The sequence below is a fragment of the Dictyobacter halimunensis genome (genome assembly GCF_036245075.1).
The window spans coordinates 3,316,959-3,329,484 of record NZ_BSRI01000001.1; the positions used below are offsets into that span (position 1 = coordinate 3,316,959).

At 50.5% G+C, this 12,526-nt stretch carries 9 protein-coding genes and 1 pseudogene; 5 read left to right on the plus strand and 5 right to left on the minus strand.

Annotated features, from left to right (window positions below; translation table 11 throughout):
* Nucleotides 1–2: 2 nt before the first annotated feature.
* The 3 genes from AABA21_RS13560 to AABA21_RS13570 are packed head-to-tail and all read left to right on the plus strand — an operon-like array spanning nucleotide 3 to nucleotide 4,321.
* The gene (locus AABA21_RS13560; protein ID WP_338250802.1) at nucleotides 3–2,210 is read left to right on the plus strand and encodes a glycosyltransferase; all 2,208 of its coding nucleotides are present in this window, start codon (nucleotides 3–5) and stop codon (nucleotides 2,208–2,210) included.
* Nucleotides 2,204–3,046, plus strand: coding sequence for a class I SAM-dependent methyltransferase (locus AABA21_RS13565; protein WP_338250804.1), 843 nt, complete (start codon nucleotides 2,204–2,206; stop codon nucleotides 3,044–3,046). Before AABA21_RS13560 ends, AABA21_RS13565 begins: the two co-directional genes overlap by 7 nt.
* Before the next feature lie 36 nt (nucleotides 3,047–3,082).
* Nucleotides 3,083–4,321 (plus strand): glycosyltransferase, encoded by a 1,239-nt coding sequence (locus AABA21_RS13570; protein ID WP_338250806.1) that lies wholly within the window; start codon nucleotides 3,083–3,085, stop codon nucleotides 4,319–4,321.
* A gap of 84 nt (nucleotides 4,322–4,405) precedes the next feature.
* Here AABA21_RS13570 and AABA21_RS13575 read toward each other — a convergent pair whose 3' ends face one another.
* On the minus strand, nucleotides 4,406–5,503 hold the full coding sequence (locus AABA21_RS13575; RefSeq protein ID WP_338250808.1) for a hypothetical protein: 1,098 nt from the start codon (nucleotides 5,501–5,503) through the stop codon (nucleotides 4,406–4,408).
* 416 nt (nucleotides 5,504–5,919) lie between these two features.
* Here AABA21_RS13575 and AABA21_RS13580 point away from each other — a divergent pair, with 416 nt between their 5' ends.
* Entirely contained in the window at nucleotides 5,920–7,128 is a 1,209-nt protein-coding gene (locus AABA21_RS13580) for a glycoside hydrolase family 3 N-terminal domain-containing protein (RefSeq protein WP_338250810.1), read from the plus strand.
* A gap of 104 nt (nucleotides 7,129–7,232) precedes the next feature.
* Here AABA21_RS13580 and AABA21_RS13585 read toward each other — a convergent pair.
* Nucleotides 7,233–8,054: pseudogene (locus AABA21_RS13585) on the minus strand (IS6 family transposase).
* 620 nt (nucleotides 8,055–8,674) lie between these two features.
* Between AABA21_RS13585 and AABA21_RS13590 the strand changes: the two are divergent.
* Nucleotides 8,675–8,896: a hypothetical protein gene (locus tag AABA21_RS13590; protein WP_338250812.1), complete on the plus strand. Its 222-nt coding sequence runs from the start codon at nucleotides 8,675–8,677 to the stop codon at nucleotides 8,894–8,896.
* Nucleotides 8,897–9,515: 619 nt separating this feature from the next.
* Here the strand turns inward: AABA21_RS13590 and AABA21_RS13595 are convergent.
* From AABA21_RS13595 to AABA21_RS39405, 3 genes are all read right to left on the minus strand, one after another.
* Nucleotides 9,516–11,210, minus strand: coding sequence for a sensor histidine kinase (locus AABA21_RS13595; RefSeq protein WP_338250814.1), 1,695 nt, complete (start codon nucleotides 11,208–11,210; stop codon nucleotides 9,516–9,518).
* A 430-nt stretch (nucleotides 11,211–11,640) separates the two neighbouring features.
* Entirely contained in the window at nucleotides 11,641–12,162 is a 522-nt protein-coding gene (locus AABA21_RS13600; RefSeq protein ID WP_338250816.1) for an ATP-binding protein, read from the minus strand.
* A gap of 30 nt (nucleotides 12,163–12,192) precedes the next feature.
* The gene (locus tag AABA21_RS39405; protein WP_420917115.1) at nucleotides 12,193–12,414 is read right to left on the minus strand and encodes an HNH endonuclease; all 222 of its coding nucleotides are present in this window, start codon (nucleotides 12,412–12,414) and stop codon (nucleotides 12,193–12,195) included.
* Nucleotides 12,415–12,526: the final 112 nt, after the last annotated feature.

Consider the following 12,526-nt stretch of genomic DNA (forward strand, 5'->3'; position numbering starts at 1 on the left):
CTATGTCCCGATGGCGAGATGACAGCATTGCTTGGCAGAACAACAACAGTGGAGATATACCGGCCATAGATGATGCGCAGGACAAGTTGCTTGCGACTCATCTCGTTACGCTATCGTCTTTGCTCATGCACAATACCCCTTTGTTGGACAGCGAGAGTGCCCAGTGTGCTGCCCTGGTAGCCTGGAACCACTATTGGGAAACAGGCAATGAACAGCAAGGCACGCTTTTTCTCAATCAAGCGTATCGCTTGTTGCTCTACGAGGTACGCATTGGCAATGATGCAGGCGGTTGGCCCATAAACGTACCACATCCAACCATCTCCACGCGCGGTTCATGGCTATCCGCGCTGATACAGGGGGTTAGTTTGCTGATACTGATGAGGGCATATGTACTGACGCGCAAGGAGCAATTTATGCAGGCCATTAAGAGGGTTGTAAGAACATTTGAATATGATATCCTCGATGGCGGTGTGAGCGCGCCCCCCGGTGTGGATGGCATCTGCTTTGAGGAGGTTGCTGTCTATCCTGCTGCCCATCACCTCACAGGTTTCCTCTGCGGGCTGATTGCCCTGCAGGATTATGTGATTGCAACAAGGAATGGTCGGATCGAGCTGCTTGTTCAGTGTGCGCATATGACCCTGCATCGTCTATGCGCCGAATTTGATACCGGCTACTGGACTCGTGCTCATCTCCTGCAGTATGACCTGGCTTCGACGGAGCAGCATCTATTGCAGGAAAGATTGCTCCACAGTTTTTCCTCCTCTGCGGGCTGTATGGAGTGCGCGAGGCGGGCGGAACGGTGGGCAGGCTATGCCGTGAGTCCTCTAGCGCGTCTGCGAGCATCTCTGCGGAGCCGCCAACTGGATTTCCAGCGTATGCTACTGAAGTACATGCGCGCGGCGTTGTTTCCGAAGTCTACCACAGAGGTAGTGCGCATCGTGATACCGATTACGGCATTTCCTCTATCGGGTGGTATGCGTGCCATCATCACCGATGCCGATCGCATCCTGCGAAAAGACTGGCAGATCGCATATCTCACGAATTTCGTTGGAGCCAATTCGGGCGAATACATTATTTATCGTTTCGGCAAGGCGTGGACCCATCCCTGGCAGTTTCCCGCGGTCTGGTTCTATTGTCTGGCCGGAGGGATGAAATTGTTCTCTTTATTGCGTCAGGACGCGGGATATCAACTCCTGCTACCGCAGGATGGGGTATTCTCATCTGCCTTCACGACCATCGTTGGCAAACTGGCCGGAGTGCGTGTCGTAGTGATGGATCATGGCAATATGACCTGGCTAGAGAACCCCGTTTTTCGCGCCGAACGCCTTCGGCAACCGGAGATGGAATCCGCGTCGCGTTTGAAGCGATGGCGGGCGCATATACAATTCCAATGCTACTGGTTTTCCCTGCTATTGCTCGCCCGCATTACCGCTTGTCTGGCCGACCACTTTTTCATTCCCGGCGTAGATGGGGATGAGGAGACAGACGTGTGCCGATACTTGCATATTGAGCCCAGTCGAGTCACCCGCTATGCTTCAATGATCGATCCTGGTCAGTATCACCTGCTGACCGAGGATGAAAAAGGTCAGAAACGAAGACGGTATGGTATTGATCCGGAGGCGATCGTTATTGTGCAGATCTGTCGACTCGCTCCCGAGAAGGGCATAGAGGTGTCCCTGGAGGCTTTTGACTCCTTGTTTGCGGCCCTTCCCCCTGAGCGTAAGACACGGGTGCAGTTCATACTGGGGGGTGATGGGCCATTACGCCAGCACCTGGAAAGGCAGGTGCAGCAGCGTGGGCTGAGTGGATCTCTAACGTTTTGGGGCGATCTTTCACGACAGAAAGCCATCGATCTATTGAGTTTGAGCAACATTTCTCTATATAGCAGCCTGCGAGGCGTTGGAATGCCTTTATCCATTCTCGAAGCTATGGCCTCTGGTTGTGCCGTGATCGCAACGCCAGAACCGCTGGCAAACGTCACACTGCTTGCCGATGGGCGTGGGATTGTTGTTAATGCTGGGGATGCACCTCAGACAGGAAGGGCATTAATGAGGCTTGTTAATGACGCCATACTCTGTCAGAGTATGGGAAAGGCTGCACGAGATTATGTTATCCACCATAATCATCCTATTCAATTTGGCCGTGCGCTGGCCCGCGTCACTGGTTGTTCATCTTTGGATGCATTGAAAGGAGAATCTACAATATGGTAGAGCATCAAGAATCCTTTAATCCGCAGACCTACTGGGAAGACCGTCTGCGTGCATATCCCGGTATCACTGGTGTTGGTTACCTGGGGTTTTCGCCTCAATTCGTTGAGATGCAGTATTATGTACGTCAACTTCAGGTTGAACGCATCTTACAGCAGGTTGGGCTGACCGATCTTGCGCAGGCTTCAGTGCTTGATGTTGGGTCTGGCACGGGTATCTGGCTCGACTTCTGGCATCGGCATGGAGCAAAGCATGTTACTGGACTCGATTTCGCACAACCCAGTATTGACAGACTCAAGCAGCAGTTTCCCGATGACCAGGTCATTCAGGCCGACCTCAGCGTCATACCACTGCCTCTGGCTGTAACAGCACAGTTTGATATTATTTCGGCATTTGATGTCCTGCTCCATATTGTGGACCCGGACCGTCTACGTTGCGCTATCGCCAATCTCGCGGCCCACTGTGCGCCAGGAGGTAGGCTGCTCATTTCTGACCCTATTACCTGTGGTCACGGATATGTGCCAAAGTTTGCTTACGCTGTACATAACAAGGTACGCACGCTGGCTGAATACCGCGCCATATTGATGGAATATAGCTTTGAGATTGAGGTGTTTCAACCCGCAACGGTCTTCTTGAATAATCCCCTGGAAGCAACAAGTTACCTGGCTTTTCTGGCATACAAGGCCTGCTGGAAAATAACGAGATTATGGGGCCGCTCCAGACGATGGTCTCAACTGATAGGCCCCCATGCGGCCAGGTGGGATCAAATAGCTTGCCGCCTCTGTACTGGTCATAGAGCCCCGACAGCCAAAGTTCTCCTTGCGCGCAAGCGTCATTAATGCTTTCAATATAATCCGATTGAGGGTTGGTGGATCTTGGAACGAAAAACGAAGGTATCAATTCCCACACAAGAGCCAAAAACTGGGATACGTGGTGAGAAGACGAAAGTTTGTATGTATGTGCTGGGGATGGCACGTACCGATGTCCGTGTCATGCGGGAGGCGACTGCTCTACAACGGGCAGGGATGGACATCACTGTTGTAGACATCGAACGTGACTCTAATCGACCATGTCAGGAGGATGTAAATCGTATTCATATGAAACACATTACCATGCCCAGATGGTTTATGCCAGAGCGGTTTAAGCCATGGTTTCTAATCAAAATGATATGGTTGATGATACTAGGGACACTAAAACTTATAAATACCCCTGCAGATATCTATCATGCGCATGATGATACTGCTCTTCCTGCCTGTTATCTCGCCGCGCGTATACGCGGCAAGCCGCTTATCTTCGACTCTCATGAATTGCCCCTGGTAGAGCCAATGGTCACAAGATGGAAACTGTTATGCACCCTGGGGCAATGGCTGCTTAGACACATGATGGTCCGCTGTAGTGGCGTCATTACCGTCTCACGTCCCATTATGTATGAGATGCAACGACGCTATGGTGGTCCCATGGCAGTAGTCATTCGCAACATCCCCAGTTTTCAATCACCTGCCGCCAGCAATGCTCTACGAGCGTATCTTGGCCTGAGCGCTGATACGCATATCGCTTTATATCAGGGAAATCTAGATAGTCGCGGGCTCGATAAGTTGATCCTTGCCGCCAGGTTTTTAAATCCCGGCAATATGATTATCATGATGGGGCAGGGCGTGATCCGATCTGAGCTTGAAAGGAGTATCATGCGCGAACGTGTGGGTGATCGTGTAAAGATTATTCCTCCTGTTCCGTACACCGAACTCCTGACCTGGACAGCATCCGCTGATATAGGACTGGTGGTGTATTCGCCCGATGCTGCCTCGACCATCACCCCAAATATTCAGATGTGCCTGCCGAACAAGTTGTTTGAGTATGTGATGGCGGGCTTGCCTGTTCTGGCCTCCTCTCTCAATGCTGTCGCGGATCTCATCAAAACCTATGAGGTTGGGCGCATTGTACCCTCACATGAACCCGAGGAGATTGGTCACGCGATTAACGCCATGTTAGAGGATCGCCAGGCATTAGTTTGTATGCGGGCCAATGCTCTGGCGGCGACTCGACAAGATTTGAACTGGGAGCGTGAAAGCAAGCGGCTGATTGATTTTTACGGCGAGATTAGAGCCACTCGCTAAGGGAAAGACATCCCTCTATAAGGAATGTTCCCATCTATCTCTTTTGAGTGTGAGCAATTTCCGACTTCTACGAAAAGTACTCCATCAATGATGCACAGTGGAAGCAGATGCCCAATACTGCCGGCATGCGCTGATGCCATCCCGAATGCCTATCACAATATCTGGTGTATTCATCGGCGATTGTGAGAAAACGCCAATTTCGGAGTCACTCCAGGCATAAAATACCAGGCCGATGGCACCATGAGCGCAAAAGCTTTTGCTCTGCATGGCTATATATTTTGATGTTGGTGCTAAGCGGTACCTGTTGCTATTGGGTATGGGTCCACCAAAGGCCTGTCCTATACCGATCAATGGCTGATTATTTCTATTCCATCCTCTCCGTTGTAAGCTTTTGAATATAGCAGGGAGGATGGATGACATCGACCAATCATAGGTTTCGGGAGCAGGAATTGGATTGGTGGCAAGCATCGTGGTTGCATAGATATAGAGACCGACTTCATCACAGCCATCAGGCGAAAAGTTATCCGCCACCCAATCGTCCCAACCGAAGGTGTGGTTCGCTGTTAACGTTCCGCCAAAGCCACAGATCGCCGGACGATCGGGGGTGAATTGCTGGATCAAAGCGTGGATCTTAACAAGGAGTTGTTTGGCGTTGCCTTTGTCCCATGGCATCCAATCGTCAAGGACCCAATAGCCTATGATAAGGTGGTTATTGATAACGTGTTGTAGATGTGCTGCGATAGCTGCAAGAAACGTCTCCTCACCACTAAACCTTGGATAGCCGTAAGCACAATATGTATTCAGGGCAGGCGGCGGTGGTATTATGGACCTTGAACGCTGGCATTCGTAGTAGTGCAGGTAGCTGGCAATAAACCCATCAACAACCTTCATATGTAAAGCGTTGAATTTTTGTCCAAGCTCACTATTCTCCGCTGGAGGATTGCCATATTGAAACTCAACTTGAATACCCATAGTTGCTGCCTTTAGGGCTTTCTCGGGAGTAGCAGCACTAAAGCCACCGATAAGATGCATATGATGAAATGGTTTTTCCGGTTTTGGTAGTGGTGACCTGATCCAGTAAAATACAGCGAAGAACAATAGAAGGGCGACAATGCTGATGATAGTAAACCGGAGAATTTTATAGAGCCGTTGCGCCGGGTTATGATGCCTGCTATACTTCATATTACACCATTTCCTCCTCCTGGTAATTCCCCATAATCCATATTCTATGTTGATTAGTATCGACATGGGACGCTGCTCTCTATTTCGCGCTCACTTATTCTATGTCGTCACCAACCTGTTGGTTGAATGTTCTTTGCTCTATCTCTCAATAGATCCGAGCAACCATATCTTCTATATCGCCCTTTCATCAGCTTTTGATATAATAATATATTTTATATTTTATTTTGCAAATTCTAGATTATTTTATTCAATAGTATAATCAAAAGTAGTACGGTGATTAGGAGATGTATATGACCAAGAGATGGGAAAGAAGAGAGATGGGAGAACCTGCTGTCTCTGCACCCCCTCGACCACGGAGACGGTTTATCCGGGCACAATCAGGCTATTCCGGACGAGTAGCTTTTGTGGCTTGCACCATGATCATGGTGCTTGTAGGTGGGGTCGTGTTGCTTGTATTTAGTGGCAGTGTCTGGTCATGGTTTATGTACTCGAAGCCTACAACACTATCTTCCGTGCCTACAAAGCAGAAGCTATCTAATAGTCAGCAGGAACCATATCAACAAATTGTGACGCATTATGTTGCACATATGACCCTGGATGAAAAACTAGGTCAGCTCTTCATGGTAAGTTACCAGACGTCATCATATTCCAATGATCTTGATTCTATGCTTGCCCGATTACATGCGGGAGGCGTCATTTTATACCAACCACAGATCAATACTCGAGCGCAAATACAGCATGATATTGCAAGAATGCAACAACGAGCCAGCTTGCCACTGCTTATTGCGGCCGATGAAGAAGGAGGATATGTTGATCGCCTCACTCATATTTATCCTCCCCGTCCTTCTGCTCTCGCTATCTATCGAACAGGCGATCCCGCAATAGCTCAAAAAGAGGGACACCAGACGGCGCATGACCTGCTTGCCCTCGGTATTAATACAAACCTGGCGCCCGACAGCGATGTCGCGTTGGTCAATGGACCAGATCAAATAACGCGTACTTTTGGCTTTACCGCACAATCAGTCATTGCTTTTTCCGGAGCTTACTTGCGAGCATTACAGCAGGACAATGTAATTGCCTGTGTAAAACACTTTCCTGGACTTGGAGCAGCCACCACAGATGCGCACTTTGCATTGCCCGTTGTTCGTCGCACAAAAGCACAAATTTATGCGACAGAATTGGTTCCATTTCAAACTTTCGTTCAATCTCCTCGTGTCAGAGAGCGCCCGGGAATGGTCATGTCTACGGATGTGCTCATGCCAGCGATTGATCCGCAGTTTCCGGCGGAACTTTCACATATATTTGTTACTGATATTCTCCGTCAACAATTTGGCTACAATGGTGTTGTGATTACCGATGCATTAACTATGCGTGGCATTGCCAACCATTGGGATATGTCCGAGGCATCTATCCAGGCGCTCAAAGCCGGGAATGATATGATCCTTGGCGTTACTAGTTCTACGCAAATGGCCCAGGTCATTGCAGATATCAAATCCGCACTCCAACAGGGCAGACTCTCATCCACCGGGGTAGACACATCGGTTACACGTATCCTTACGCTTAAACTTCAATATCATCTATTTCCTCCCGCAGCTTTGTCAAGACTGGCGGCCAGACTACACTGACTTGTTGTAAAGGGGTGTAGTGGGAAAGAAATGGGGTTCTGTCAGAACTGAGAACAGAGAAGCTCATCAGAGGTAATCGGATGCTTAGGTATCGCTGTCTCTCGCTAGAAGGCTGCTTGCATTGATGACTTCAAGGCCGTAAGCCGATTGAGGAAAGCTTGTCGTTGTTCTGAGCGTGAGGCTGGTTCTCCCATGGTGTTGCGTGGATGAAGATAGTTCCGTAATTCGTCAAAAGCACAACAGAAACGGGCTGCGGAGTCGAAGTTTCCGAAGCCATGCATGGGATAATACCGTTGCTTGATCCCGCGATGGTTTTGCTCTAAACAATTATTGAGGTATGTGTTGGTCCGATGCTGCACGTTATCGCCAAGTGTTTCACGTACTGCTCGTGGATAGGAAGCATGGCCATCCGTTGTCACGCGCTCCGGGGGATGGCCGACAACGACGAGCGCTTGTTTGAAAAACCGCTGAGCGGCCTTCATGTCCCGCCTTTCGCTGAGACGTGAATCAACCAGGTTGCCATCTTCATCAATGGCGCGATAGAGATAGCACCATTTTCCTTTGACTTTGACGTAGGTTTCATCGACGTACCACGACTGCCCTGCTTGTCCGTGCCGTTTGGTCCGCAATTGCTCTGCAAGAAGGGCAGCAAATCGTGTTTCTCACTCCCGAACCGCCTCATACGTGAATGTTACCCCTCGCTCAAGAAATATTTCGGCAAGATCTCGCAGGCTCAACTTGTACCGAAGCCGCCAGAGGACAACCAGAAGGACAACATCGGTGGGATATTCCAGGAAGTTGAAGGGTGTTCCTGTACGCTCGTTAAAGAGGCGCTTACAAGCTGAACAACGGAACGTCCGATAGCCAAGCGTTGTCTTCCGAATTTGTTCTTTGGTCGTAGCTGAGGCGCAATGTGGGCAATGCATGAATCACTCCTTTATCCGATAGGGAATGGTTCTCATCATACATCGCAAACCATTTCCAGGACAAGCCTCTCTCTGAGTTCTGACAGAACCCGCTAACGCCACCATTCCTTGTTCTTTCTCTCATCGACAAGATATCGATGCACCACACCAAATGAGGGGTAATTCTGTCCAGGAACCGGGGCCTCAGGACTCACGATTGAGGGGAAATTCCTTCGCGTGTGTGGTTGTGCCAGAAACTGGGTCAAGGCCCATGTTATGATCTGCGGATGGGATGGGGGGGGAGCGAGGGGGTCGGCTGCATGCCCTGTCATCGCTGCATGCCCTGTCATCAAAGCATATGGGGCAGTGGGCCAGCGGTTTCTCAGCGGGAAACGTGGCGAGGAAGGGGAGCGACTTTTATCACAGCAGGAATGATGGACGGAGGAGTATCCTTTGGAAAGGAACAGGTAGGAGAAAGAGGGCACCATCTCTGGAAAAGAAAAGCTCTGTTCTGCTTATGACAACGCGAGAGAAGTGCCGAGGTTCCGTTGCTCGCGATCCTCTTCGTCCCGCTGTGTCGTATTGTGCTGGTACAACCGGTAGGTATTGGGCATTTCCCTGAGAGGGAGAGGCAGGTCTGTATGAAATGTGATGAATGTCAACAAGAACTGTGGAAAGCTGGCGAGATCGCTCCAATGGGGGCCTACGCGCGGGTTGATGATCAATCGTATCACCTCATCATCTTGGAACAAGAGGGACCGCTACCAGCGACATTTGATGGACATACCGCGTGGTATTGTGCCTCTGCATGCCGGTGTGCCACGCGCGCCAGGCTGATCCAGGAAGCAAAAGCCGCGCGATGATGCAGGAAACCTTCTGGCTTGAGCCACTGCCGCCTTTGCGCCTGGATTTGATCGTATGAGCACGCTGAAGGAGAGCGAACAATCGGATCGATCGGTGAGATGGAACGAGGTACACGCGGGTATTAGTGCTCGACGGGCAACGGTTCTGTTCCCTCCGCGCAACTGCGTGCGAGGATGAGCAGTATCTTGCAGTTGATGCTGGGGTGAAGCGCGTACGCTTGTTGTACGGGCGTGCGCGCGTCTTTGTGTGTAGCACATGTGGCGGCACATTGCCACATGTGCGGAAGAGCGTGTGTGCGAGGACCCGAATGTTCCCTTGAGCCACCGTGTCCACGACCCCAACACGCCCCCGATCCGTCCCCAATACGCCCTCTCCGACGTTTAACTACCATGATCCGACGGTTGGCCTGTTATGCTGACGCCTTGTGACGTCTGGCGACGACGAGTTATAGTTGCCTTTTGAGGAGGCGTGGTTCTGTCAGTGATGTATTTGCTGATGAGAGGGAGATATGTTTCCGCTTTTCCTGGTGTGGCAGAGCACATTTTGATCTTCTGCGGTTGCGCGTCTTGCATCATCAAAAGGGTGCATGAACCGGCAACATGGGTTCACTCCATTGTTTTACCCCGTCTGTTCTATAAGTGGCAGTGAGAACCAGAAGGTGGTGCCATGGCCGAGCGTACTGTCTACGCCCACGGTACCCTGATGCTTCTCAATCAGTGTGCGGCAGAGATAAAAACGTATGCCCATGCTAAGATCAAGTTCATGCTGGGGAGCTGTTCCCTGGGAGCGATACAGACGCTCCCAGATATGCTCTTGCTCTTCTGGCGCTATGCCTGGTCCTGTATCATGAACACTGATACAGGCTTGCGATGCGTCAACGCGTAGCGTCACTTCAATGGGTTGATTGGCCGGCGATTGGCGGTGGGCGTTTGACAGATAGGTTTGCATGACCTGGTTGATGCGCCTGGGATCAATGGTAACCCACACTTCCTGTGGTGGCAGCGTGAGCTGGAACTGCCGGTCACGAGAACGTTTCTGTTGCTGTGCCACCGCTTTCTTGATAAGTTTTTTCAATTCTTCGCGCCGCCTATGGAGCTGCAGCGTATTCTTCTGAATCTGGGCGTCATCGATCATGTTTTCAATCATTCGTTGCTGGGTACGCGCACTCTCATTGGCCGCTTCCAGAGGATCTTGTACCCGTTCGATGCCTTTGCTAATGACCTCTCCTTGCTGTTTGCTCTGGTATTTCAGTTTTTCCAGGCGCCGCAGCGCGAGCTGGATATTGCCCATGGTCGTGGTGAGTGGCGTCTTGAGCTCATGGCTGGCCAGATCTAAAAAAGCATCGATAATCTGACTGGTGGCTTGCAGGACCATCTCGCTGCTCTTCTCATGATCCAGTGAGGCGAAAGAGCGTGCGTATTCGATCATCAACGTCGTCAGGGTCGCTACGGCGCGCACCAGCTCGCGCTCCTCGGTATTGCAGGGATAGTTGCGGCCCAGCACAAATGCCCCTACTAACTCCTGTTTGATACACAGAGGGGTCCAGAAGAGGTATGAGCACGGCAAGTCGATTGATTGTACAAATGGGATATGCATATGCTCACGGTCAACGGTAATCTGCTTCTGCGCATGCAGGTCTTCAATCGCGCCTGGGTCCAGGAAATCAGCCAGTCTATAGCGTCCACTATTCTTCCAGCGTAGTTCAGTCTGTTCTGCCGTCAGACCGCTGAACGCTATGTAGTAGAGCCGTTGGTCGAGCGATCCCAGCGAGAAAAGAAAGACGGCCTGGCCCTCAAGCAGATCTCGAATCAGATCAGCCAGGTGTTGCCCGATGATATGGATAGAGGAGGGAATTGAGAGCGCCTCTTCCGGCGGTGAGATTGCCAGGAGATCGTGAAGATGGAAGATCGCATGGATTAAGGAGAGCTGTGCTGCATTGTTCTGGGAGATCTGTATCTGCTGCAGATAAAAATCTGTCAGGTTATGCAACTGACAAAGGATCTTTGTTGGCTGTTCCTCTTCTTGTAAGAGTGTATACACGATATCGACACAGAGCGTGTGACCAGAGGGTAAAAAACAGAGGATCGTCTGCTTGTTTGGCCCTGAACTGGCTAGCTCCATGAGAGCCTCATAATTGAGACCTGGTGAGATAGGATGATAGGTGAGATCAGAGGCCCGCAGGGATTGAAACAGGTCCAGAAAGGATGTGCCGGATGGAATATCCTTGCATGATAATTCCAGGAGCATCAGCGCAGCCTCATTCAACCATTGAACTCTGCCCTGGGTGTCGAGAATAATGATCCCCTCAGCCATTTTTAGCAGGGCTGTTTCAATTTGACTGGGCGGTACTGGAGGGGAAGATGCCCATGAACACACTCCCCCTTCATGTATGCGAGAAGCAGATGGTCCAGAGCGATGAGCGACGTCTGAAGCCTTGAGCTTTCCTGCACTGGATTTTGTCGTGCTTATTGCCTGAGTGTTGTGCTCTTCCACGTAATGTTCCCTTTTCATCCTCATAGAAAATGGATCACCCATCTGTTATGCTGCTCGCTTGTTAGAGTATACCATACGCTGGCATGCCCCGCTCATTTCGTACGTTCATTTCCCTGGAAGGACCCTGTTGGGTGCATGCTAGAGCTCGTGCGCTCCATGGAGTGTTTACGCGAATGTGCAAACTACCGTTTTGTTAGGCTTGATCCTACCCAGGAACACAAAAAAAACCTCCAAGTGTTACTCTTCCAACCTACCCACTGTTAATCACTCTACCCACTTGGAGGAAGGGGCTAAAGATAGAAAAGAGGGGGGCCCATGCCTCTGCTTGCTGCAACCGATGGAGATAGCGGTACGACTCCCCAACAAATTCCACGATCCGTCCTTTGTGAGTCAGCCGATCAAGAAAGGCTATCGTGAGTGTTAGATCACCAAAAATAGAATCCCAATCACCAAAGCGCAAATTGCTAGTAATAACGAGAGAAATCTGCTCGTACAGGTCGCCGACAAGTTGAAAGAGGAACTGGCCTCCAGCTTTGTCAACGGCGATAAAGCCCAGCTCGTCCAAGATGAGTAAATCAAGTTGGGTAAAGCGAGCCATGAAGTTGGAAAGAATTAATGTCTTCTGAGCAACTTGCAAGTCATTGACCAGAGCAGCAGTTTTGTAGAATCGTACTCGTTTGCCGTGTCGGCAAGCAGCTAGAGCCAACCCAATGGTTAAATGTGTATAGGGTAGGCGTCGTGCGCCTTGATACATTGCTGCATTAGGTTTCACTACGCCCCCTCCGAACCAGACTTGAGCCTTTCAGCTCATCCGGCTCTCCAGAACATCACAGGTACGTTGTGAGAGAACAAGCTTTCCCGAGTGAATTGCTCGGTGACATGGCATACAGACGACCAGCGTTTTTCGACGCAAGGTAATCATCCGTTTGACCCATTCTGGTTTCTCTCGTCGACCTGTCCACCGCGTCTGCAGATCAACGAGTTTGTGCACGTGATGAACCTGACAGTTCTCTGAGAACCGCATAGTTCGCACGTGTCTGCCAGAAGCCGAGTGATAAAATCAGAGCGGCTTTTCCAAAACATCACCGGCTTGGTGCCAGCAATCGGGACGTTTCCTGGTTTCATGGCTTGGAGGG